We start from the raw sequence: 24601 nt of genomic DNA, 5'->3' as shown, positions 1-24601 counted from the left end.
GGGGTCCTCCCGTGAAGCGCACCGCGAGGTCTTGTGGAGCCGTGGGCTGGTGCGCAGAACCGGATGACGCCCGGCGAGGAAGGAGTGTCGCGCATAAATTCGGAGAAATTCCCTGTCGATGAGGCCGCCTGGCGGCAACATCCCGCGTTCTCTTCGAAAGCAGACATGCCACGCGCCCGTCTGAAGATATTCCGCAAGGGCACTCCAGGTCGCCGGTGCAGCGTTGGCTCCATCGGCGCGCAAGCCGAGGTCCAGGCAACGTACGTGATCGGAACCATCACCGACACCACTAGCACCCCGCTCGGCTACTTGATCAGGCTCGACACCGGCCCCCCACCAACCGCAATGGCGCGCCCTTCGTCTGGATGCTGGTCAAGACCGCGAACAAGGCAGTGATGGCAACAGCGATGATGATGTTCGCGCTGGGCAAGAAGACCGTGACCGTCTACGCGAAGGGCATCGGACCGAGCGGGCATTGCAAGGTGGATCAGTACGATCCGGTGGGATGAGGCTGGCGGCCTGGACTGGCCTCACGGGCTCGTCCACATGTATTCCGGGCTGGCGTAGGTCGCATTCTGCGTGCAACTCGCCAGCTGCGCCACCAGAACGCCACCTGCTTGCCTGCCAGCTGCGCGGCAAGCAGCATCGCGTAGCCGCGCTTCACGAACTCCGCATTGCCGTTCAATTGGCACCACCCGGCCTTGCAGGTCTTGTCGGTGGAGAAGTAGACGTCGCCGTTTGCATGATTGAAGACCTGGGTGATGGTCTCCTTGCATTCGGTTGCTGCGTTCACTGAGGCGCAGCCGATTGCCGCGACCAATCCCACTATCCATGCCTTGTTCAATGCTTCTCCTTGTGAGGCTTTCAAAGTGGCGCCTGTTAAGGTCTGGACTGTGGATGCCATCGCTATCACCGATATGCCTCAGAAAGCTTTGCGACTAAATACTTGTCTAAATATCGCGAACACTCATCGAATCACACCGAACAGTGAGTACACCCAGACAAGAAGTGCCGCCGATGAAAATGACAGAGCCGCCACCAGAGAGAATCGGCGAATCCTTCTAACGTAGTACCTGCAGGTTTCATCAGGCCAGCGCGCTTCATGAAAAATCGACAAAGGGCCGATTCCAGCGATACGCAGACGTTGCCAGATGTCCATTTTGGCGACTTGCTGTGCATCAAGAAGGCGCGAGTTGAAAAAAAGAACGCCAGCGAAGCTTGCACACCCCGCAAGAAACAACACTATTGACAGGAGCTTGACGAAGAACATTTCTCTAGTGAGCCGAAATTCTGACTCAGTCCCGCGGAAAGAGGTTACTCGACTGGATGATCGGGTCGGCGCATCTTAATATCAAAGCAACCAAATAATTAGCCATCGACAAATTGTTCAAGGTTATGGGCACCCTCTGCAGAGTTCATTTCAAAATAATCGCAAACCACTATGCAGAACCGTTTCTAACGGCACGCAACTCCTGCAATGCCTCTTCGCTTCCTTCATCTACAGCACGCCGATACCAGCGAAGGGCCTGTGATTCATCCGCGACAACACCAATCGCGCCCGTTAGATATATCCGTGCTACAGCCAAAGAACAGGTCGCCCCCCCACCCAGTTCAGCAGCAGAGACCAGATGAGAAAAGCTTCTCAATGCTTTTTCTTCGTAAGGCAAATTCCCCAATCTTTGATCGTAAGCCTTACTCAATTCTAAATGGACTGCCGGATCCCGGGGATCCATGACTGACTCCACATGAGCAATCATTTCATCTACAGCATCTTGCGACAATCCGGCAGCCTCACCCATTCGAGCAAGCATCACCGTCGCGACCAAGTCTCCAGTAGCAATATGACTCTGGAGGATCGCAACTGATTCTGCATGCCTCCCAACGAGATTATTCTCCAATATCTCTATTCGGACATCGTTTCTCATGATTTTACTCAGTAATCCCTCTGGGACTCGGCAGACCACGGAATTTCGGGCGAATTCCCCGGCTTGTCGCCAGATCCACAAAATCAGTAATACTTTTCCAGAAGTTCTGGATCACAGCAACCCGCCCAGCCTGATTCATAAATTCAAAATACTGCTTTTGAGTCATGGGATTATTGGCATCAATATGATTATTGACGATGAATTTATCCAATTCTGTTCGCAGCGCAGCATCGGCTTGGCGGGCCGCTGTAGGATAACCCCCGTGCGGATCACCTGCAATTCCTCTTGAGACGTACCCTTGCCCGATGCGATCGATACTAGCCGCATTCAAAGCCTCACTACTCATCACCCCTTGATAGTCCGCAGCAATATTTTCCGAAAATCGATGATGCCCTTTGAGTTCATTTGAGAAATCACTCTTACGAAGATCATACAACTCTGCCAGAGCTTTTCGTGTGATTGCCGCATTAAACAGGTATTGAAATGCCCCCGTTTGAGCTCCACTCGCGAACTTTCCACCGCCGATAACCGAAAGTGTCCCCCCAACAATCGCGGCCCGCATGGCGCCCAAAACGTCATCAGAAAGCGGTGTCAAGTTGGAGTCAATAACCTTACCCAAACCAGCGGTTGCGGCCCCGACTCCGCATTTTCCACCGCCAGCAACGGAGGTCACACATCCACCAGCCGCATGCAACGCCGCTCGCCCCAGGCCTCCCGCGCTCCACGCTCCGCTGTTGTTCATCATGTTTTCGGAGCCGGCCAAACTCGTAGCCGCTTGGCCTATTCCGAAGAACACAGCCCCGGAAAACGCCCCCTGCACGCCACCCTTCACATCTCCGGAGGCAATGGCCCCCGACACAAACCCCGTCGCCGCTGCGTGCCCCGCTCCAAGCCATCCCATTTGCGGCCCCATCGGCCCGATCCACGCCGCCACCGCAATGCTGATCACCATCCGCATCTGCTGCTGATCGATCATCCCGGTGGCCCGAGCAATCAGCGCACCCACGATGAACGCCGCACAGACCGGGCACTTCCCATCCGCATCCACCGTGTTCAGCGGCCGGTTGTAGACGTAGCTGTAGGCGTTGTAGGTCTGGATATCGAACGGATCCCCCACCACCGGGTCGGCCTGCATGAAGCGCCCGATCATCGGGTCGTACAGCCGCGCATTCATGTGGATCACACCGAGGTCGTCCAGGTGCTCGTGCCCGGTGAATCCGCGGTCCGTACCGTTGGCCGCATCCGGCGCGCCGTCGTGATAGTCGCCGACCAGCGCGTTCGCCGGGTCCGTTGCTCCGCTCGAATAGCGGCGCTTGCCCCACGGGTCGTACGCGTAGCGAATCGTCTTCACAAGGCTGCGCCAGTCGCCACCACCGGCCACCGTCAGCGCCACCGTTGAGCCCAGGTGGTCCTTGTGCCAGTACTCCAGTTTGCTCACCGTCGTCGGCGCGGCAGCCGTCGTCGTCAACAGCACCGTCGCATTGCCCGCACTGATGTAGTGCCGGTTCGTCGCCACCCCGCTCTCGTCGATCTCCTGCTCGTAGCTCAGGCCGTTCGCGCCATCGGGATGCAGGCTCCACGTGGTGCGCGTTCCGCGGCTCGTCCTGCGCAGCTCGATCAGGCGTTGTTCGGCTTCGCCATACACCCAGTCATAACTGGGCGCGACGCCACTGTTGCTGACGCCGACGATGCCGGGCGTGTAGCCGTCGCCCTGCGGCAGGTTGAAGCTGTTGTAGCGAATGGTGCGATAGCGCGCGTCGCCGAAGGCCCGCTTCACGTTGCCTTGCGCGTCGTAGTCGTAGTCGGCGTTGTAGGCCGGTCCGCCGGCGCGTGCGCGGATCGCGCTCACCGCATGCGGCAGTGGCTGGCCGCTGGGCGGATACACGTACGAGCCGACATCGCTCTTCGACAAGATGTTGCCGATCGCGTTGTAGGCCAGCGTCACGTTCTGCGTCTGGCCTCCCGGATTCGTCGTCTGGTATTGCGTCAGGCGGTTCAGCTCGTCATAGACGAACACCTCGCTCGCATCACCACTCCCCGCGCCGTTCACATCGGTGCGCGTGCTCAGGTTGCCCAGCGCATCCCACACATACCGGTGCTTGAACACGTTCATCGCCGCCGCGTTGGTGATGTCGGTGCCCGTCCCCGCGGCTGCATCGGTGACCCGTCCGCTCACCGGATCGAAGCGCGTGTGGCTGCTCACGCCATGGCCCAGCAGCGCGTCTTCCACTTTGCCCCACGCGTTCACCCTCTGCGCCGTCCAGTAGGCGTAGCCGCTGCCGTTGTGCACCGTCTGCATCGCGCCGAGCGCCGTGTAGGCGTACTGAACGCTGACGCCGGTCGGCCAGGTCTGCTTCACGAGCCGGCCGAAGTTCGCGTCGTACTCCAGGCTCCGCGTGAAGCTCTTTTGCACGTAGCGCGGGTCCGGGCTGATCGCCGTGGTCTCGCTGACCGGCCGCAGGTAGCGGTCGTACACCGTGGAGCGCACCACGCCGTGCGTCGTGCTGCTGCCGCACAGCTTGCCCTTGGTGGCGTTCGCGCCTCCAACGCCGGACAGGCACGCCGCACCATTCGCAGCACCAGTGGCCGTGTCGAAGAGATAGCTGGTCTTGAACTCCGGCGTCACCTTCTCGACCAGGCGTCCCAGCACGTCATAGGCCAGCGTGCTGCTCGTGCCCGCTGTGCGCTGGTTCGGGCTCTGCTGCGACGTCAGTTCGCCCAGCGCGTTGTAGCCGTAGGTCCAGTAGCCCTTGTTCGGGTCGAGCATCGCCGTCTTGCGGCCACGCCCGTCGTAGCGAACTTCCACGCGGTTGCCCAGCGGATCTACCGTGGTCACCAAGCTGCCTTGCGCGTCGTAGAGGAAGGCGGTTTGCGCGTGCTGCGCATCTTCGGCCAGCACCACGTGGCCTTGCGGATCGCGCCATTGGATGTCGACCTGTTGCCCGCCGCCTCGGTTGCGCCGCGTCACTGTCGTCTTCGCGCCTTCGTAGGCATAGCGCACCACCGCGAACCGCATCGCGCCCGGTGCATGGCCATAGGCCGTCAACTCGGTCACCAGGGGTCCGTCGGAGATCAACTCGCTGCCTTCGCCGGTATCGGCCGTGTACACCGCCACCGGCCGACCGATCACGTCGAACTGCGTGTATGTGAAACCGTGCGCGCTGCCGTTGATCCCCGAACTCAGCGTGTCCAGGAAGTACGGCTGCGTCGTCAGCACGGCTGCGCCGTTCTGGTTGTAGAACATGTCGGCGACGATCAGCTTGCCCGCGGTGCTGCTGTCGCCGTCGAACGCTTGCGTCACGCTGCGCATCGTGCGCCCGCGCATGTCTTGGTAGGCGCGGGTCCACGGGCCGCTCACGGCACCGTTCGCACCGTACGACTGGGTGTGCACGAAGCTCAGTGCGAGCAGCGGCTTCGGGTCGGTCGCCGGCAGGTTCGGCATCGAGTCGCTCGTCCCCGGGCATCCTGGCGTGTTGCTCGTCCTGTCCACCACGAACTGGACGTAGCAGTACCACATCCGGCTGAAGCTGCCGTCCGCCCGCGTCTCCTTCACCTTGCGGCCGAGCGCGTCGAACTCCCAGGTCGTCGTCAGCCCGTTCGGGCCGGTCATTGACGTCACCTGTCCGAACCGCGGATCCACGAACCTGGCTTCGGTGTGGTTCAGCGCATTCCAGGCGCTGGTAGCGTAGCTGCCGTCGAGCGTGCCGAGTGGCTGCGCCGCATTGCTGTACGACGCATTCGCGGTGCGGTCAGCAAACGCGGCGCCCGGTGGCGGCGAACTGGTGCAGTTCGAAGTCGTCGTCTGCTTCCGGTTGCCGTACGAATCCAGCGCATAGCGGGTCTTGACGCACAACGCGGGATCGCCCGGGTGGGCCGTGTTGGCCGGGTCCAACGCCTCGACCTGCTCTTCGATCAGCAGCCCGGTCTCGTTGTCGTAGTCGAACTTGCTCGAGCGCGTCTCGGTGAAGGTGGGCGCCGGAAGGGTCTGGGCCAGCGCATTCGCGCCAACCAGCGCCAGCGCGGCCAGGGTGCCCAGCAGGCGGGGAAGGGTCGTGTGGAGATCAGACATGGCGTGGCTCAGTCTTCCAACAGCAACTGCAGGATGGTCATCAGCACTTCTGGCCGGATCAACTTCGTCGGCGTGCCGTTCAACGCAGGATCCTGCGTGGCCTTCGCGGCAGCATTCAGATTGGCGTCACTCCGATCGAGCGGCTGCGTCAGGTTCGTGGAGGACACCACGGTGCTGCTGCCCAGGCGGCCCAAGAACCACCGGTTTCCGTCGACGAAGCGGCTCGATCCACCGTCCCCGCTCAGGTAGGTGTTGGTCGTCGACTTGGTCACCACGACCGGCTCCGACCGGCCGCCCACGCCGTAGCCCGTGGTCGTGATCGTCGCGTTGCCGACGTCACCGTACGGCGTCATCGTCGAGTTGACGGCGTCCACCTTGCTGACTTTCAACGCAGGCGTCGTCAGATCCCAGGTTCGCTCGACGGAGCGCATCTGGTACGGGCGCTTGACCGCCTCGGTGGTGCCGCAAGGCGTCATCCAGGTGGCCGACGAACCGCTGGCCTGCGACTGGACATCGCAGTACACGTAGGTCGTCATGTTGATGATCTGTGAGCCCCACCCGCCGGCGGCCTTGTCGGGCTTGTCGGGCACGTCACCGTCGACATCGAAGCATTCGCTGTTGACGCCGGTGCCAGCCGTCGACTGCGTGCCGGCACCCAAGGCCTTCGGCAACTGCCGCGGCGAGCCCGGCCGCACGTTGCGGCTGTTGTCGACGTCCTCGTGGACCACGTTCGACGGTGGCGCGTTCGGTGTCCACCCTGCGATGTAGCGTGTGTACGTGCACTTGGGCATGCCGACGAACTGCTTGCGCTGCGTGCCCTCCTGCCCGGTCTCGCTGTTCAGCGGCTGCAGGTACTCGGTGGTCGACGCCATCATCCCGCCGTTGGCGTATGGGAAGTATTTGGTGACCGATTCCAGTCCGAGGTCGCCACCACCCGACAGGTCGGACTTCATGCCAACGTAGGCAAACGCCGTCGTGACGCCCAGGTTGCTCGCGTTGCCTACGCCGTTGAGACTGGGCTGCATCGTGCTCGCCACCAACCATTGCGCAGGGTGGGCGTGGTGCGTCGGCCAACTGTGCTTGCCGGCCTTGTCGGCACGCGCCTGGGGATCGGTGATGCCGCTCAGGTCGATCGGCGGACGCGTGTTCGCATACACCCCCGCACCGATCGGTGAATTGTTGGCTACGACGAGCCCGGCGCTGGCCATGCCGGTCGACGAATAGCTGATCCAGGTGCTCACGCCGGACAGGTTCGTCACCATGTTCATCACGTCGGGTGGCGGCCCGTTGCGATACCACAGGTTGTTGTTGCCCCCGTCCTGCATCCGGATGAAGCCGACGCTGCCGAGACCCATGAAATCGCCGGACAGGAAGGTGACGCCACCGGTGGCCATCTCCGGCAACCCGTAGCGCCCGCGGTCGGTGCTCGACAAGGCCGCAAAGCTGCCGTCCGGCTTGCCGCCGTCCGTGCCGGCCAGGCTGGTAAAGAACCGCAGGTCGTGGCGATCGTCTTCGCCCGTCCAGGCCATGAAGTCGATCAGGCCGTCGCCATTGATGTCCAGCGGCATCGACCCGGCGGCACCGCTGCCGAACGCGAAGAAGCGAGGACCTCCGGCCACGAGGTGACCGCCATCGCCGATCGGGACATTCCACGATGTCTTGCCCCACGCCTTCAGCCAGTCCAGCGGTCGATCGTCTCGCACAAAGGTCCCGCCCTGGTTGATGAACAGGCGCGCTTCATGCGGGTTCGCGGGCACGCCGTTCGGCGTTCCGCTCTGGCCCGGCGGGATCGGGCTCGTCACGGTGCGCGTTGCAGTGGGGTCCATCAGGATCACATCGCTCTTGCCGTCGCCATTCGCGTCGACGACGAGCATGCGTGCCGCCGTTCCCGCCAGTGGTGCCGGATCGATCCCGACCAGGGTCTCGTGGAAGAGGCCATCGTCGCCTTGCATCCAGCGGTTGTTGACGGCCAGCACGTCCAGGCGGCCGTCGCCGTTCACGTCCATCGCTTCGACGAACGACATGCCGGCGTTCGCGGCCGTGTCGAGGGTGTGCAGCGGCACCGTCATCGCCGTCTGCTGCTTCAGCGCGAACTGCCCCGCCCCGTTGCCCACGTAATAGCGGAAGACTTTCAGCTCCGGTGGGATCGTGAAGTTGCAACCTGTCGGCAGCCCCGATTGCGTAACCCATTCGAAGGTCACCAGGTCGAGGCGACCATCGCCGTCGAAGTCCTGCCAGAACGCTTCTTGCGCGCGCGACTCCACCTGTGGTGCAACGGCATCCGGTCGCCCGTTCCAGGCCTTGCAGACGAAATTCGTCGTGTTGTAAGTCACGCTCGACAGCGGACCTGCGACCGTTGCCGCCGGGTTCGGAATCTCGACGAACTGCCCGTAGGTGCCGGAGTTGCCGGCGTTGTTGTCGGAGATGGAAAGCCACATCCGGGGCCGACTGGCGCCTTGGCAAGAGGTCGTCCCCATCACGGGGCACTGGCGGATCAGGTCCATGCGGCCATCGCCGTTGATGTCGGCCACCGTCGTGTCGTAACCCGAAAACACGCCGCCCAGCCTGACAGTGGCCAGGTCACCCAGAGACGGCACCTTGTCGTACTGGCCCGGTACCGTCGCATCGGCCAGCCACAACTCGTTGACCTCGCCGTTCACGCCAGCGTTCTTCGTCCACAGCAAAAGATCGGTCTTGCCGTCGCCGTTGAAGTCGCCGGTGATCGTGCCGCGCGATCCGTCGAACTTCACCAGCGGCATGCCACCCAGGTTGAAGCTGGAGGAGCCGACGTAGTTCACGTCGTAGGCCAACCCGGGGTAATTGAACTTCGTCGCAGGCAGGCAGGTGACCGCCGCGCTGCCTGCGCATTCGGCGATGGCCTGCAGCAATTGCCGGTTCGTCGCCTTCGACGTGACGTGCGCCATCCGGTAGTTGCGCACGGCGCTTGCTCCGGTGGAAACCGTCACCTGCTTCAGCAACTGCGTGCTGACGACCTTGGAGCCCAGGTGATAGGCCTCGGCCTTGTCCGGACGTTCTTCGTAGACCAGCTCGACCTGGTGCCTCTGCGGGCACGCGCTTCCCTCGGCATCCTTGCAGCCGTAGTAGACCCGCTTCAGGTTCCACTCCCGCCCCGGCAGGACCAGGTCGCCGGGCCCCTTGCTTCCCCAGGTGCGCGTCGTGTTGTCGTACTCGAATTCGATCGCATTGCCGGCCGAGTCGACGACCTTCTTCAGCATCCAGGCCGTCGCCACGCCGGGCAACTGACCGCCCACCGACAAAGCAACGGCATCGGACGTGGCGACGCCGCGAATGCTCGTCTGCCCATACACCTGCGTCAGGCCGGCCTTGGTCTGCACGGTGAACGTGGCGGGGCCCTTGTCGGCGCCGCCGCTGCCGACCATGCCGCTGGCTCGGATGCGCGAATAGCCGTCGTTCTCCGTGCGGAATTCGACAAAGCCGCTCGCCAGTCCCAGTGCCGGCGTCGCCTGGCTGGCGGCAGCCTTGCCGACCCAGCCCTGCGTGGTGTCGACCTTGATCAGACGCTGGCCGTCGAGGCACAGGTTGTCGTCTGCCGTGTAGCGCACCGGTGTGATCTGCGGCTTCACCGCGCCGTTGGCCGCCACCGGTTCGATCTTCGGGCAGCGCGTGATCTGCGAGATGCCCTGCACCGTCCAGCCTACGCCGATCGGCCCGTTGTTGCCGCCGCTGTTGTAGACCAGGCTGAGCTTCGGTTCCATCCCCGCCACACCCGGCGGCACGGCGATCGGGTAGCTGTAAACGGCCTGTCCGCTTTCGCTGACGACCAGCCCTTGCGCCGACGCACTGATCGCCGCGGTGGACAACACCATCGCCAGCACGCGCGGTGCGGGCTTCGCCAACCTGATCAACCAGGCGTCAGCCCGCAGGGTGAAAAGCACATTCATGTTGGTTCGTCGGTGAGTCACAGCAGATTGAAATACCGCAGGGCGGGATAGCCCTGGGCCGAACAGCCGTCCAGTACGACGCCCACCGTCCTTTGCGACAGGTAAGCCGCCAGGAAGCTCGCATACGCTCGCTTGCCTGCGGGTGTGTCGGCTCCATCGAAGCGGAACTCGGTACCCGGGTTGGCACATCCCAGGCTCGCGCCGAAGTTGGCGCTGTCAAGCGCCACGAAGCAGGTGTTGTCGGTGTAATGGCAGCCGATCCGCTTGACCTGACCCGACACGCTCTCCAAGGCCATTGCCGGAATGGGTGACGAGAAGGCTGCGATGAACGCAAGCGCTGCGGTCACGCTGCGCCGTGTGAAAAGTTGGAGCATGTCGATGGGGATCCGAGGTTGCTCGCCCGTGCTTCAGGGCGAATGGATGAACTGCGCCGTGGCCGTGTCGCTCTCGATGCCGTTCCAGGCTGTCCGCATCACCGCAGCAGCGCCGCGGCCACCAGACTGCAACGTCCCGGGAATGCAGTGACCGCCGGGTTGTCGCTGATGTAGAGGGTGACCGGCTTCTGCGCCAGAAGCGCCATCGACAGCAGGCTGAACATGCGCTTGTCTGCATCGACGCTCTTCAGCGTCGTGATGTAGTTCGAATCGCACGACATGCCGGATGGGACGGTGAAACCGCCGGCGACCTGAACCTCCAGATTGCCGGCCTGGTGGCCAATGGTGTTGGCCTGGATCACAGCCACGAACTGGAGATAGCCGGTGATGCTGCCTTCGGCAGCGCTGGCATTCGCACCGACCAACCAGAGCCCGGAAAGAAGCAACGTGCGAAGGACGACGTCACCGATGACGCAAGCAAGGCGACTCATCAATTCGGCCCGTCGATGAAATACATGGTCGGCACGGCCCCCCATGCCGGAAGCGTGGCGCAGGTGAACCCGTTGTCGTCGTAGTAGATCGTCACGCTCTTGCCCGCAAGACGTGCACTCAGCAGCGTGGCATACACCAGCTTGCAGCCCGCCGGCCCCATCTGGAACCCGCCTGTCGTTCCAACCGTGCACACCTTGTGGATCGGTGCGCCGACCAAGGCCACCGCCAGGATGCCGCTCTGGTCAACGCCCAGGTAGCCCACCGGTCCGGCACACGAATAGGTCGCCCCCGCCTGCGCAGACATCGCCGCCAGCACGCAGGCCAGCAGGCTTCGCATCGTCTTCATCAAGTCATTCCTCGTTCAACGACCGCACGAGCACTCCCCGCTCGCATGAGCGATGGACATCTCGGACGGTTCCTCCAGCACAGAGGCGCTCGTGGGCGCCTGCCGATTCAATTCGCGGTCAGCGTGTGACCGAAGCGGCCCACGTTAACCGAAGCCCGCTTGCTCCCGCAAGGTCGCGCATCACAAAAAGACATCCCTCATCCTTCGATTTGAGGATGTCATCAATACGTCTTGTACGGCAGGAACTTCCCGCTCATCACGATGCTGACCCGATCCCCCGCCGGATTCGGTTCGCGTTGCAGGTCCATCTTGAAATCGATCGCGCTCATGATCCCGTCGCCGAACTCCTCGTGGATCAATTCCTTGAAGGTCGTGCCATACACGCTGACCAATTCGTAGAAGCGATAGATCAGCGGATCAGTCGGCACCGAGGTCGGCAGCGACCCCTTGTACGGCACCACGCACAGCCACTTCTGCTCGGCATCGCTCAGCCCGAAGATCTCGCCCAGCACGCCGGCCTGCTGCGGCGTCAGCGTCATCTGGCCGAGGCAGGCGGCCGTCGTCCACTCCTTGCTCAGCCCGACCTTCGCGGCCACGTCGGACCACTTCAGGCCCTTGACAACCTTGGTGGCGATGATCTTCTCGGTGACTTCGAGGCGGCTCATGGCAATGCTCCTGTGGACGATGCAGCCGACGTAGCAACGATCGTGCTAGCCTGCCGCGCACCATGTCGATGCTGTTCGAACGAGAGGACCTGCTGGCCGCGCTCGCAGCCCGGTTCGCGCTCGCGGCGCAGGGGCGCGGCGGCACCGTGCTGGTGGCCGGCGAGCCCGGCATCGGCAAGACCGCGCTCACCGAGCGCTTCATGCACGACGCCGCGCCGCGCAGCCTGCTGTGGGGCGCCTGCGAGGCGCTGTCGACGCCGCGACCGTTCGGCCCGGTGCACGACCTCGCACGCGGCCTGAGCCCGGCGCTGCGGGCGATGCTCGCCGGCCAGGCCGATCGGGGCCCGCTGTTCTCGGCACTGCTCGACGAACTGACTCGCCTGCCCGCACCGGTGCTGCTGGTCATCGAAGACATCCATTGGGCCGACGCCGCAACGCTCGATCTCGTCAAGTTCCTCGGCCGCCGGCTCGCGCGCAGCGCGGTGCTGATGCTGCTGACCCACCGCGACGACGAAGGCGCGATGGCACTGCTGCGTCCGGTCTTCGCCGACCTGCCGGCCGCCGACGTGACCCGCATCGCGGTGCCCGGCCTGACGCCCGCGGCGGTGCAGCACATGGCCACCGCCGCGCAGCGCGACGGCCGCGGCGTGCACGCGACGACCGGCGGCAACCCGTTCTTCGTGACCCAGGTGCTTGCCGATGCGGGCGGCGGCGTGCCGGCGACGGTGCGCGACGCGGTGCTCGCCCGCGCCGCACAGTTGGCGCCGGCGGCACGCCAGGTGCTGGACCTCGCGGCCATCGTGCCGCGCGCGATCGAGTTGGCGCTGGTCGACGCGGTGCTGCCCGCGGCCGAGGCCGGTCCGGGCGCCGACGCCTGCCTGCTCGCCGGCCTGCTGGTGGCCGACGGCAGCACGCTGCGCTTTCGCCACGAGCTGGCCCGCGTCGCCGTCGAACAGGCGCTGCTGCCGGCACGCGCCCGGTCGCTGCACGCGCGCACGCTCGCGGCGCTGCAGCAAGGCCCTGCAGCGGCACCGCTGGCGCGGCTGATGCACCACGCGTTGCTGGCCGGCGACGACGACGCGGTGCTGCGCCTGGCGCCACAGGCCGCGCAAGAGGCCGCCGCGCGCGGCGCGCGCCGTGAAGCCGCGGCGCACTGCCGCCACGCGCTCGCGCGGGCCGACCGCCTCGGCGACACTGAGCACGCGCTGCTGCTCGACGTCTACGCAACGCATTGCTTCGAGCTGAACGACCTGGCCGCCGCGATCCCGGCGCGCGAAGCCGCGTTCGCGCTGTTCGAGAAGACCGGCGACCTGCCGCGCCAGGTCGAGACGCTGGCCGCGCACACGATGCCGCTGGTGCGCGCGCTGCGCAACGCCGAAGCCGATGCCGCGAGCCGCCGTGCGATCGAGCTGGCACGCCGCCTGCCGCCCGGCCCGCCGCTCGCGCTGGCCTGCGCGACCGAGTCGTACCTGCGCATGCTGAACCGCGACCTCGACGACGCGGTCGAATGGGGCGAGCAGGCGATCGCGCTGGCCCGCCGCTTCGAGCTGCCCGCCATCCTGGCCGGTGCGCTGAAGACCGTCGGGGCCGCGCTGCTGTTCGTCGACCCGGCGCGCGGTCGCACGTTGCTGCAGCAGAGCCTGGACATCGCGCGCACGCTGGACGACGGCGGGGCCAGCGTCGCCGACGCGCTGCTGATGCTCGGCACCGCATCGGGCGAGGTGCATGAGTTCGAAGCCGCCGATCGCGCGATCGCCGAGGGCATCGCGTTCGCCCGCGAGCGCGACCTCGACCGCCTGGCCGGCTACATGGAGGCCTGGCAATCGCTGTGCGACCTGTACCAGGGGCGTTGGGAACAGGCCGGCGAGCGAGCGCATGCGGCGGTCGCACGCGAAGCCGCCGGATCGACCAACCGGCTGATGGCGCTGGTCGCGCTGGCCCGCCTGCGCAACCGGCGCGGCGACCCTGGCGCGATGGAGGTGCTGGACGAGGCCCTCGCGCTGGCCCGCCAGAGCGGCACGCTGCAGCGCCTCGCGCCGGTGCATTGCGCGCGCGCCGAGGCGGCCTGGCAGGCGCGGCAGCCGGCCGCGGTGCAGCAGGAGGTCGACGCCGTCTTCGCGCTGGCGGCGGCGCACCGCCATCCGTGGTTCATCGGCGAGCTGGCGTTCTGGCGCTGGCGCGCCGGCGGCAACGCGGTGGCGCCGCCGCACTGCGCGGCGCCGCATGCATTGCAGATCGCAGGGCGCTGGCGCGAAGCGGCCGCCGCGTGGCGCGAACGCGGCTGCCCCTACGAAGAGGCACGGGCCCTCGCCGATGGCGATGAAGCGGCGCAGCGCGACGCACTGGCCTTGCTCGACCGGCTCGGCGCGCGCCCGTTGGCCGAACAGGTGCGCGCCGCGATGCGCGCGGCCGGCATCGCCGCCGTGCCGCGCGGCCCGCGTGCCGCGACGCGGCGCAACGCGGCCGGCCTGACAGCGCGCGAACTGCAGATCCTCGCGCTCGTCGCCGAAGGTTGCCGCAATGCCGAGATCGCCGCGCGCCTGTCGCGCTCGACGCGCACCATCGACCACCATGTCGAGGCGATCCTCGCGAAGCTCGGCGCGCCGTCGCGCAGCGAGGCGGCCGCCGCGGCCCGGCAGCTCGGGCTGCTCGCCGACCCGACTTCAAATTAGGCAGGCGCACCACCCAAGATGGGCAACGGCTGCCCTGTGCCGCGAGGGCCGTGAAACCTATCGTTGCACCACGGTTCGATGTCCGGACCGATCCAACGAATCCAGGAGATCACCATGCCCCGCTACCTCGTCGAACGCGACTTCCCCCAAGGCCTTTCGATCCCGATGGACGCCGCCGGCAGCAAGGCCTGCCGCGCCGTCGTCGACGGCAATGCCGAATCCGGCGTCACCTGGGTCCACTCCTATGTGAACCCGGACCGCAGCAAGACCTTTTGCATCTACGACGGCCCGTCGCCGGAGGCGATCCGCCAGTCCGCGAAACGCTCCGACCTGCCGGTCGGCACGATCACCGAGGTGTCGGTGCTCGACCCGTACTTCTACCGTCCCTGAGCAGGCTGCAAGGGCTTGGGGGAAGGCCGACAATGGCGGCCTTCTCCGCTGCGACGACCCCCGAAAGCCCCCCATGAGCGACACCTCCTACCCCGACACCCGCCTGCTGATCGACAACCAGTGGGTCGACGCCACCGGCGGCAAGACGCTGGACGTGCTGAACCCCGCCACCGGCGCGCCGATCGGCAAGGTGGCACATGCCTCCACCGCCGACCTCGACCGCGCGCTGGCCGCCACGCAGCGCGGCTTCGAGACCTGGCGCGTCACGCCGGCGCACGAGCGCGCCAACGTGATGCGCCGCGCCGCCGCGCTGCTGCGCGAACGCGCCGACGGCATCGCCCGCCTGATGACGCAGGAACAGGGCAAGCCGCTGGCCGAAGCACGCGTCGAGGTGATGGCCGGCGCCGACATCATCGACTGGTTCGCCGACGAAGGCCGCCGCGTCTACGGCCGCATCGTGCCGTCGCGCAACCTGGCCGCGCAGCAGCTGGTGCTGAAGGAGCCGGTCGGCCCGGTCGCCGCGTTCACGCCGTGGAATTTCCCGATCAACCAGATCGTGCGCAAGCTCGGTGCGGCGCTCGCGAGCGGCTGCTCGTTCCTGGTGAAGGCGCCGGAAGAAACCCCGGCGTCGCCGGCCGCGCTGCTGGCCGCCTTCGTCGATGCCGGCATCCCGCCCGGCGTGCTGGGCCTGGTGTTCGGCAACCCGGCCGAGATCTCAGCCTACCTGATCCCGCACCCGGTCATCCGCAAGGTCACCTTCACCGGCTCGACGCCGATCGGCAAGGAACTGGCCGCGCTGGCCGGCCGCCACATGAAGCGCGTGACGATGGAGCTGGGCGGCCACGCGCCGGTGATCGTCGCCGACGACGCCGACGTCGCGCTCGCGGTCAAGGCGGCCGGCGGCGCGAAGTTCCGCAATGCCGGCCAGGTCTGCATCTCGCCGACGCGCTTCCTGGTGCACAGCAGCCTGAAGGACGCGTTTGCGACGGCGCTGGTGCAGCACGCCGAGAAGCTGAAGCTCGGCGACGGCCTGGCCGAAGGCACCACGCTCGGCCCGCTGGCCAATGCACGCCGGCTGGGCGCGATGGCCAAGGTGGTCGACGATGCGCGCAAGCGCGGCGCCACCGTCGCGACCGGCGGCGAGCGCGTCGGCAGCAGCGGCAACTTCTTTGCGCCGACCGTGCTGGTCGACGTGCCGCTCGATGCCGACGTGTTCAACAACGAACCGTTCGGCCCGGTGGCCGCGATCCGCACCTTCGAAACGCTGGACGAAGCCATCACCGAAGCCAACCGCCTGCCGTTCGGGCTGGCCGGCTACGCCTTCACGCGCTCGATCAAGAACGCGCACCAGCTGGCGCAGCGGCTGGAACTCGGCATGCTGTGGATCAACCAGCCGGCCGCGCCGGTGGCCGAGATGCCGTTCGGCGGCGTCAAGGATTCGGGCTACGGCACCGAAGGCGGCCCGGAGGCGATGGAGGCCTACCTGGTCACGAAGAGCGTGTCGATCATGGCCGTGTGATCGACGCGGCAGCGGGCACGGGGGTCGGCGTCTGTCCGACCCCGAGGTTCATCGCGTTCAGGATGTCGCCGTTGTCCTGAGACAGCTCCCATGCGAAGACGCCGGCCAGCCCGTGCGCGACCGCGAAGCGGCCCTTGCGCCGCACGCTGCGCGGGTCGTCGTAGCCGATCATCTGCTGCGTGCGCGCATTCCACAGCGTGTACGACTGCGTCCTGCGGTCGTACGCCGCTTTCCAGCCTTGCGTACCGGTGCCCTTGCGGCCGAGCCAGCCGTCGGCCAGCTCGCGGTAGGTGATGTCGCCTTCGGCGCCGGGGAACACGCCGCTGCGCGGCACGCCGTTGAAGCCGTTCGGCCCCGGCCCCTTCACGCCCGAGAAGCCGCGGCCGTACATCGCGACGCCGGCCACCAGCTTGTTCGCCGGCACGCCGGCCTTCGTCATCACGCGCACCGCGCCTTCGAGGCTGTCGTTCGAACCGGGCGTCGGGCTCGCCAGCGGCGTGTGGTGGCCGGCCAGCGGCGTCCAGCCGCCGGCGAAGTCGTAGGTCATCATGAAGACCAGGTCCATCACCTTCGCCGCATCGGCGTGGTTCACCTTGGCCGCGAGCGATTCGGTGGTGTTGACGGCAGCCGTCAGCAAGTAGCGCCGGTGGGTCTGTGCGGCCAGCCCGTCGAGCGCGCGGCGCAGGTCGACCATCAGGTCCGCATAGCCCTGCCCGTCGGCCGGCGTGCCGAGCGCGACGCCGTTGGCGCTGCCGTTCGACGTGGGGTGCTCCCAGTCGATGTCGATGCCGTCGAAGGCCGGGTGCGCCTGCAGGAACTGCGCGACGGACGCGGCGAACACCGCGCGTCGGGCCGGATCGCTCGCAAGGTGGAAGAACGGGTCCGAGCCGCCCCAGCCGCCGACCGATGCAAGCACTTTGGCGTGCGGCGCGCGCTGCTTGAAGCGGGCGAAGACGGCGTCGAATTCATCGTCGCGCGCCGAGGTGGCGAGCTGGAAATCGGCCTTGCCTTCGCAGGCCTGCGCATCCTTGGGCAACTGGCCCGGGCCGCACAGGTGCAGGAAGGCGTAGAGCAGGTGCGTGACATTGCCGGCCGGCACGCGGTCGAGCAACGCCGGCGGCTGCCAGTTCGGCACGTAGACGCCGACGACCTTGCCGCTGGTCGGCGTGAACGGATGGTGCTGTCCGGTGAAGGGTGGCACCAGCTCGGCGGCCGGCGCGGCCATCGTCGTCACGGCCAAGGTCACGGCCACCAGCGTGGCCCTCCATCGCGATCGGTTCATCGGCAGTCTCGTCGGGTGGGGTTGGTCGGGTTCAGGCACGGCAAGCCGCGGCGGTGCGCGCGAGCGCCGCATCGGTCCAGCGCCGCAGTGCGCTGGTCGACAACACGGTCGGCAGCGAGCGCAGCAGCATCAGGTAGACCGCGCCGCGCGTGACCTTGACGCGCCGCGACGGATCGAGCCAGCCGGGCGAGCCGAGCAGCAGCTCGAGCGAGGCCAGCCCGAGCATCAGCGGCCACAGCGATGCAAGCCGCAGGCGCAGGCTGCCGGCGGGGATGCGCAGCACGTAGTCGGCGCCGGCGCGATAGCCGGCCAGCGCCTGCGCGCTGAGTTCGGCCAGCAGCGGCCGGGCGGCCACGCGGCGCGCCGGGTCGGCCAGGTCGGCGACGGCCAGGCCATGCCGCGCGAGCAGCTCGGCCGGCAGGTAGCAGCGGCCGTTCGCGAGGTCCTCGGCCGCGTCGCGCAGCACGTTCGTCAGCTGCAGCGCCTGGCCGTAGGCGACGCCCTTCGCGACCATCTCGTCGCGCGGCCATGTCTGCAGCTCGGGCCGGTGGCGCATCGCGATATCGGTCCAGAACTCGCCGACGCAGCCGGCGACGAGGTAGGTGTAGCGGTCGAGCTCGGCGCGGGTCTGCAGCGGCACCGGCGCACCGGGGCGGCCGTGCTCGAAGTGCTGGAGGTCGAAGCACATGCCGTCGGTCAACGTCGTCACGACGCGGCGGATGTCGGCGATGTCGGCGGCTTGCTGCCGGCGCAGCAGATCCAGTGCCTCGGGCAGCGCGGTCATCAGCGCAGCCTCGCCGTCATCGGCCGGCGTGCCGGCATCGATGGGTTGCGAAGGGCGCGCGCCGGCCACCTGCTCGCGCCAGGACAGCAGCTGCGCGAGCCTTTGGGGGGTCGGGCGGCCGGGGGTGTCGGCGACTGTGTCGGCGGCGCGGGCCAGCAAGTACGCCAGGCTGACCGGCGCGCGCAACCCCGGCGGCAGCATGCGCAGGCTCAGGTAGAACGAACGGGAGACGCGCTTCAGCAGCTCGCCGAGCAGCGTGTCGGTGGTGACGGGCATGGGCAGGCAATGTAGCCGACCGCATCCGTCCGCCCTGGGCGGGCTCAGCGGTTCAACCCGACGACTTGAACACCCCGAACAGCCGCCCGATGCGGCCCGCGATGCCGCGCTCGCCGGACGACACCTTGATCAGCGGGCTGGTCGGCCGCGCACCGAACGGGTCGGCGGTCTGCACGCCGCGCGTCGCGGCCGTGCCCACGCGCGCCGGGGCCGCCCGGGGCACAGCCGCCACAGCGGCCGCCGGCGCCGCACTCGGCGGCACCGTCATGCGTGCCGCCGCGCGGGCCACCACGTCGGCCTTCGCGGCCGCCGCCCAGGCCTGCTCGACCCACGCGAGGATCGGCTTCCATTGCGCCAGGTCGGCCTCGACCTTGGCGGCCGGCAGGTCGAACAGCGTCGCGCCCTGCTCGACGCAGCGCACATACGCCTGCGTCTCGCGCAGCGCGCCGAGGTACGGGAAATTCGCCTGCGCCGCCCACTCGACCATCTGCTCGGCAGCCTTGGTGCGGGCGTCGAGCCGCATGCCGACCATCGCGACCTTGCAGCGCCCGCTGGCCACGCGCGGCAGCGTCCGCAGTTCCTCGTAGCAGGCGGCGGCGGATTCGCGGTCGAAGACCGAATGGCAGACCGGCATCACGATCACGTCGGCATACATCACGACGCGGGCCAGTTCGCTGTCGCGCAGGCCGCCGGGGGTGTCGATCACGACATGGCTGATGCCGGCGGGCGGGCGCAGCACGCTGCGCGGGTCGACGGCCCAGCCGACCACCGGGGCGCCCTGGGCCACCGGCTGCTCGGCGCGGCGCTTCAGCCACGCGAGCGACGACTGCTGCCGGTCGACGTCGCCGAGCATCACCTTCAGCCCCTGGCGGGCGCAATAGCCGGCAAGGTGGGTCGCCAGCGTGCTCTTGCCACTGCCTCCCTTGCGATTGATGACGGCTACCACGCGCATGGACGATGAAACCCGGGTCCTGCCAGAACGGCCACCGATTACATCACCGAAGCGCCCGCGCCGGGCTCGGTACAAGCCACCTTTCACCCCGTTCACGTTTGGATACCGCCGGCGTTGCAGGCGTGCCGAAACCGGCGCCGGTTCCGTCGCCCGCTTTTTTCAGTGCACCGCCGTCCGCGCCAGCGCCTCGCCATCCGGCAGGAAGGCATGCAGCTGCGTCGACGGCAGCTCGAAGCTGACGTGGTCGCCGAGCTTCAGCGACTCGTCGGTCACCTTCGCCAGCAGCGGTGGCTCGTCGTCACGCCAGGTCACGTAGGCGTAACTGAATTCGCCCAGGTGCTCCAGGTGGGTGATGTGGCCGCGGCCGTCGCCCTGCCCGAGTTGCACGTGTTCCGGCCGCACGCCGAGCGTGATCTCGGTGCCGGCGGCGACCCGCGATGCATCGACCGCGGCGCGGCAGGCCAGCCCGCCGGGCAGGCGGCAGTCGAGCCGTGCCGCATCGCCCGCGACCGCCGCAGCCGGCAGGAAGTTCATCGACGGCGAGCCGATGAAGCCGGCGACGAAGCGGTTCTGCGGCCGGTGGTACAGGTCGAGCGGACGGCCGATCTGCGCAACGCTCAGCAGGCCCTTGGCGGCGGCATCGGGGCGCAGCAGCACGATCTTGTCGGCCAGCGTCATCGCCTCGACCTGGTCGTGCGTCACGTAGACCATGCTGACGTTGCCGAGCTTGCGGTGCAGCCGCGCGATCTCGACGCGGGTGTTGATGCGCAGCGCGGCGTCGAGGTTGGACAGCGGCTCGTCGAACAGGAAGACCTTCGGCTGGCGCACGATCGCGCGGCCGATCGCGACGCGCTGGCGCTGGCCGCCGGACAGCTGGCGCGGCTTGCGTTCGAGCAGCGCTTCGAGCTTCAGCATGCCGGCGGCCTCGCCGACGCGGCGCTCGATCTCGGCCTCGGGCAGCTTGTGGTGGCGCAACCCGAAGGCCATGTTCTCGTGCACCGACATGTGCGGGTACAGCGCATAGCTCTGGAACACCATCGCGACGTTGCGCTGCGCCGGCGGCAGCTCGTTGACCACCTGGCCGTCGATCACGATCTCGCCGCCGCTGACGTCGTCGAGGCCGGCGATCAGCCGCAGCAGCGTCGATTTGCCGCAGCCCGACGGGCCGATGAAGACGCAGAACTCGCCGGGAGCGATCGTCAGGTCGACGTCGTTGAGGATCGCGACGTTGGAGAAGCTCTTGCGGACCTTGCGGAGCTGGATCTGGGACATCTGGGTTCCTTCCGTGTGTGTTCGATCAGGGCTTCGACAGGCTCAGCCCGAACGGTGCGCGTTCCGTTCATCTCACCGTCGCGCGAACACCGCCTCCTGCGGCTCCAGCACGATCTCGTCGCCGTCGATGCGGCCGCCGAAGCCGTGGCCGTCGATCGCCGTCCAGCGGCCCGCCAGCCCGTGCGCCACGCGCGCCGGCCGGTCCGACAGGTTGAACGCGCACAGCACCTGGTCCGCCCCGTCGCCGCGCGTGAACGCGACCACCTGGTCGTGCGCCGGCAGCAGCGCCATCGCGCCTTGCCGCAGCGCCGGCTGCGTCGCGCGCCAGTTCAGGAACGCCCGGTAGCGGTTCAGCACCGACGCCGGCTGCGATACCTGCGCATCGACCGCGCGCTGGCGCTGCCCGTCCGGCACCGGCAGCCACGGCGTGCCGCTCGTGAAGCCGGCATTCGGTGCCGAGGCCACCCACGGCATCGGCGTGCGGCAGCCGTCGCGGCCGACGAATTCCGGCCACATCTCCTTGCCGTACGGGTCCTGGATCTGCTCGAACGGAATCGCCGCCTCGGCCAGCCCGAGTTCCTCGCCCTGGTACAGGCAGATCGAGCCGCGCAGCGAGCCGAGCAGCCCGACCAGCAGCGGCGCGACGCGTTCGGCCGGGCCGAGCCCGGCCCAGCGCGTGACGACGCGCACCACGTCGTGGTTGTTCAGCGCCCAGCACACCCAGGCATCGCCCGCCTCGGCCAGCATCTCGGCGAGCACCGCATGCACGTAGCGCGGCTCGTGGCGCTCGGTCATCAGGTTGAAGGTGTAGGCCATGTGCAGCCGCGCACCGGTGGTGTACGCGCGCAGCGTGGCGTATTCGTTGTCGTCGCCGATCTCGCCGATGGTCGTGATGCCGGGATAGCGATCGCACAGCGCGCGAAAGCGCTGCAGGAACGCGAGGTTTTCCGGCTGCGTCTTGTCGAACCGATGGCTTTGCCGCGCATACGGGTTCGCACGCGGCACGCCGACCGCGAACTGCCCGGCCGGTTGGGGCGGGTTCGAGCGCAGCTGCCGGTCGTGGAAGTAGAAGTTCACCGTGTCGAGCCGGAAGCCGTCGACGCCGCGCTCGAGCCAGAACTGCGCGGCGCCGAGCACCGCGTCCTGCACCTGCGGGTGGTGGAAGTTCAGGTCCGGCTGGGAAGCCAGGAAGTTGTGCATGAAGTACTGCTGCCGCTTCGTCTCCCATTGCCACGCGCTGCCGCCGAACAGCGACAGCCAGTTGTTCGGTGGCGAGCCGTCGGGCTGCGGATCGACCCAGACGTACCAGTCGGCCTTCGGGTTGTCGCGGCTTGCGCGGCTCTCGACGAACCAGGGGTGGTCCTTCGAGGTGTGGCTGATCACCAGGTCGATCAGGATGCGGATCTTCAGCGCATGGGCGCGGGCCACCAGCGCATCGAAATCGGCCAGCGTGCCGAACATCGGGTCGACGTCGCAGTAGTCGGTGACGTCGTAGCCGAAGTCGCGCATCGGCGAGCGGAAGAACGGCGAGATCCAGATCGCGTCGGCGCCGAGCGACGCGATGTGGTCGAGCCGCTGCGTGATGCCGGCGAGGTCGCCGACGCCGTCGCCGTTGCTGTCCTGGAAGCTGCGCGGGTAGACCTGGTAGATGCAGGCACCGGCCCACCAGTCGGAGGGAGTGGTTGTCATGGTCGTGCGTTTGAAAAAGAGGAATCAGCCCTTGACCGAGCCGGCCGTGAGACCGGCGACGATCTGCCGTTGAAAATAGACCACCAGCCCGATCAGCGGCAGGGTGACGATCACCGATGCCGCCATGATCGCGCCCCACGGCGCTTCGTAACCATTGCCGGCGCTGACGAGTGCGATCGCGACCGGCACGGTGCGCTGCTCGGTGCTGATCGTGAAGGTCAGCGCGAACAGGAACTCGTTCCATGCGGCGATGAACGCCAGCAGCCCGGTGGCCACCATGGCCGGCCACAGCAGCGGCATGAAGATGCGGAAGATCAGCGTGAAGACGCCCAGGCCGTCCATCATCGCCGCCTCTTCCACTTCCTTCGGCAGCTGGCGCATGAAGGTCACGAGCACCCACACGGTGAACGGCAGCGTGATGACGAGGTCGGCGAGCAGCAGCGCGCCGAGGTGGTCGTACAGGCCGAATGCCTGCACCAGCTCGAACATGCCCGACAGCACGGCCACCTGCGGGAACATCGACGCCGACAGCACGGTGAGCATCAGCGTGCCGCGCCCGCGGAAGCTGACGCGCGACAGCGCCCACGCGGCCGGCAGGCTGAGCGCGAGCGACAGCGCGACGACGCCGCCGGCGACGACGGCCGAGTTCAGCAGGTTGCGGGCGAACGGCTGGTCGCGGAACAGGCTGGCGTAGTTGACGAGCGTCGCATGGGCCGGCCACAGCTCGGGCGAGAACAGCGCGGTGCCTTGTTTCAGCGAGGTGGACACCGCATACAGCAGCGGGAACAGCGAGACGAACAGCAGCAGCGCGGCTGACGCGTAGTACAGCGCCGACATCGCCGGCGTGCGCTTGTGGATGCTGGGGCCGTTCATGACGAAGCCTCCTCGACACGGCGACGCGTGGCGCCGAGGTACACGATGGTGACGAGCGCGATCATGAAGAACAGCACCGTGGCCGACGCCGAGCCGAAGCCGACCTGCTGGAAGTCGATCAGCTGTTCGCGCACGTAGATCGACATGCTCTTGGTGGCGCGGCTGTTGGAGGTCATCACGTAGATCACGTCGAACACGCGCAGCGCATCGAGCGTGCGGAACACGACGGCCACCGCCACCCCGGGCACGATCAATGGCAGCGTGATGCGGGTGAACACCCGCCAGGTCGGCACGCCATCGACCTTGGCCGCCTCGTAGCAGTCGAGCGGCACCATCTGCAGCGCGGCCAGGATCAACAGGGCCATGAAGGGCGTGGTCTTCCAGACGTCGACCATCACGACGGTGAACAGCGACAGCGTCGGGTCGGCCGTCCACGCAAGCGGTGCCGCGATGAGTCCGAACGCCAGCAGGTAGTGGTTCACGACGCCGAACTGGTCGTGCAGCATCCAGCTCCAGATGCGCGCCGACACGACGGTCGGGATCGCCCACGGCACCAGCATCGCGGCGCGCAGCAGCGTGCGCAGCCGCGACGGCTGGTTGATGACCAGCGCGACGCCGAGGCCGAGCACCGTCTCGAGCGTGACCGACAGCAACGCGAACGCGAAGGTGACGCCGACGGCGCGCCACCAATCCGGATCGCGCAGCACGCCGTATTCACCGCCATAGTTCTCGAGGCCGATGAATTTCCACTCGTCGAGGTGGGCGAGCGACGCATCGGTCAGGCTGAACCACAAGGTGCGGGCGAGCGGCCAGCCGGCGACGGCCAGCAGCACGACCAGCATCGGGGTGAGCATCCACCAGGCCCACTTCACTCTCTGCCTTGTCAGGCCCGACATGTTGGTCTCCTTGTTTTCTGCTTCTGTGTGTCGCGGCGCGTCGCGGCGGGTGAGGGGATGGGCTGGGGGCTCATGCTGGGGCGGTCAACGGGCCCCCCGGGGGGCCCGTCGACTCCACTGCGAAGATCGGCTTTGGGGATGCATCGGCAAACTCCCTCCGCTCACTTCGTTCGCTGTGGTCAAACAGTGCCGATGAGTCAGT

20 protein-coding genes are annotated in these 24601 nt (G+C 67.1%); 4 read left to right on the top strand and 16 right to left on the bottom strand.

Annotated elements, in window-relative coordinates:
- The first annotated feature begins 365 nt into the window (after positions 1-365).
- Positions 366-509 (top strand): hypothetical protein, encoded by a 144-nt coding sequence (locus ASC98_RS30700; protein WP_157598287.1) that lies wholly within the window; start codon positions 366-368, stop codon positions 507-509.
- Here ASC98_RS30700 and ASC98_RS30695 read toward each other — a convergent pair.
- The 9 genes from ASC98_RS30695 to cynS all read right to left on the bottom strand — a co-directional run bounded on the left by ASC98_RS30695 (position 488) and on the right by cynS (position 11794).
- Positions 488-844, bottom strand: a complete 357-nt coding sequence (locus ASC98_RS30695) for a hypothetical protein (protein WP_157598288.1) — start codon at positions 842-844, stop codon at positions 488-490. The genes ASC98_RS30700 and ASC98_RS30695 overlap by 22 nt on opposite strands.
- Before the next feature lie 123 nt (positions 845-967).
- Positions 968-1270, bottom strand: a complete 303-nt coding sequence (locus ASC98_RS30690; protein WP_157598289.1) for a hypothetical protein — start codon at positions 1268-1270, stop codon at positions 968-970.
- Between the two features lie 169 nt (positions 1271-1439).
- Positions 1440-1925: a hypothetical protein gene (locus ASC98_RS30685; RefSeq protein ID WP_157598290.1), complete on the bottom strand. Its 486-nt coding sequence runs from the start codon at positions 1923-1925 to the stop codon at positions 1440-1442.
- Between the two features lie 4 nt (positions 1926-1929).
- Positions 1930-5994, bottom strand: coding sequence for an RHS repeat-associated core domain-containing protein (locus ASC98_RS20545; RefSeq protein ID WP_056810502.1), 4065 nt, complete (start codon positions 5992-5994; stop codon positions 1930-1932).
- A gap of 8 nt (positions 5995-6002) precedes the next feature.
- Positions 6003-9917 carry an FG-GAP-like repeat-containing protein gene (locus ASC98_RS20540; protein ID WP_162249362.1) on the bottom strand — a complete coding sequence of 1305 codons (3915 nt, stop codon included), beginning with the start codon at positions 9915-9917 and terminating at the stop codon, positions 6003-6005.
- A 17-nt stretch (positions 9918-9934) separates the two neighbouring features.
- The gene (locus ASC98_RS31155) at positions 9935-10291 is read right to left on the bottom strand and encodes a hypothetical protein (protein WP_056810497.1); all 357 of its coding nucleotides are present in this window, start codon (positions 10289-10291) and stop codon (positions 9935-9937) included.
- Positions 10292-10389: 98 nt separating this feature from the next.
- A complete protein-coding gene (locus ASC98_RS20530) occupies positions 10390-10782 on the bottom strand; it encodes a hypothetical protein (RefSeq protein WP_157598291.1) in 393 nt (130 codons plus the stop codon).
- Positions 10782-11129: a hypothetical protein gene (locus ASC98_RS20525; protein WP_056810491.1), complete on the bottom strand. Its 348-nt coding sequence runs from the start codon at positions 11127-11129 to the stop codon at positions 10782-10784. The genes ASC98_RS20530 and ASC98_RS20525 overlap by 1 nt, the downstream gene beginning before the upstream one ends.
- A gap of 221 nt (positions 11130-11350) precedes the next feature.
- On the bottom strand, positions 11351-11794 hold the full coding sequence (gene cynS / locus ASC98_RS20520; RefSeq protein WP_056810488.1) for a cyanase: 444 nt from the start codon (positions 11792-11794) through the stop codon (positions 11351-11353).
- Positions 11795-11856: 62 nt separating this feature from the next.
- Here cynS and ASC98_RS20515 point away from each other — a divergent pair, with 62 nt between their 5' ends.
- The 3 genes from ASC98_RS20515 to ASC98_RS20505 all read left to right on the top strand — a co-directional run bounded on the left by ASC98_RS20515 (position 11857) and on the right by ASC98_RS20505 (position 16375).
- Positions 11857-14466, top strand: a complete 2610-nt coding sequence (locus ASC98_RS20515; RefSeq protein ID WP_056810485.1) for an AAA family ATPase — start codon at positions 11857-11859, stop codon at positions 14464-14466.
- Between the two features lie 114 nt (positions 14467-14580).
- Positions 14581-14856, top strand: a complete 276-nt coding sequence (locus ASC98_RS20510) for a DUF4242 domain-containing protein (RefSeq protein WP_056810483.1) — start codon at positions 14581-14583, stop codon at positions 14854-14856.
- Between the two features lie 73 nt (positions 14857-14929).
- Positions 14930-16375: an NAD-dependent succinate-semialdehyde dehydrogenase gene (locus ASC98_RS20505; RefSeq protein ID WP_056810480.1), complete on the top strand. Its 1446-nt coding sequence runs from the start codon at positions 14930-14932 to the stop codon at positions 16373-16375.
- On the opposite strand, the gene ASC98_RS20500 is transcribed toward ASC98_RS20505, so the two are convergent.
- The 7 genes from ASC98_RS20500 to ASC98_RS20470 form a co-directional block, all read right to left on the bottom strand.
- Positions 16362-17657, bottom strand: a complete 1296-nt coding sequence (locus ASC98_RS20500) for a glycoside hydrolase family 18 protein (protein ID WP_162249363.1) — start codon at positions 17655-17657, stop codon at positions 16362-16364. The genes ASC98_RS20505 and ASC98_RS20500 overlap by 14 nt on opposite strands.
- A gap of 31 nt (positions 17658-17688) precedes the next feature.
- Positions 17689-18717, bottom strand: a complete 1029-nt coding sequence (locus tag ASC98_RS20495) for a phytoene/squalene synthase family protein (RefSeq protein WP_056810473.1) — start codon at positions 18715-18717, stop codon at positions 17689-17691.
- Between the two features lie 52 nt (positions 18718-18769).
- A complete protein-coding gene (locus ASC98_RS20490; RefSeq protein ID WP_056810469.1) occupies positions 18770-19669 on the bottom strand; it encodes a ParA family protein in 900 nt (299 codons plus the stop codon).
- A gap of 159 nt (positions 19670-19828) precedes the next feature.
- Complete coding sequence (locus ASC98_RS20485) at positions 19829-20941, bottom strand: ABC transporter ATP-binding protein (RefSeq protein ID WP_056810466.1); 1113 nt, start codon at positions 20939-20941, stop codon at positions 19829-19831.
- A gap of 72 nt (positions 20942-21013) precedes the next feature.
- Entirely contained in the window at positions 21014-22630 is a 1617-nt protein-coding gene (locus tag ASC98_RS20480; RefSeq protein ID WP_056810464.1) for an alpha-glucosidase, read from the bottom strand.
- A 24-nt stretch (positions 22631-22654) separates the two neighbouring features.
- Complete coding sequence (locus ASC98_RS20475; protein ID WP_200953117.1) at positions 22655-23503, bottom strand: carbohydrate ABC transporter permease; 849 nt, start codon at positions 23501-23503, stop codon at positions 22655-22657.
- On the bottom strand, positions 23500-24399 hold the full coding sequence (locus tag ASC98_RS20470; protein ID WP_056810462.1) for a carbohydrate ABC transporter permease: 900 nt from the start codon (positions 24397-24399) through the stop codon (positions 23500-23502). The genes ASC98_RS20475 and ASC98_RS20470 overlap by 4 nt, the downstream gene beginning before the upstream one ends.
- Positions 24400-24601 lie beyond the last annotated feature (202 nt).

This window comes from Rhizobacter sp. Root1238 (assembly GCF_001425825.1).
Lineage (GTDB): Bacteria > Pseudomonadota > Gammaproteobacteria > Burkholderiales > Burkholderiaceae_C > Rhizobacter.
This window is presented reverse-complemented; position numbering and strand designations above follow the sequence as displayed.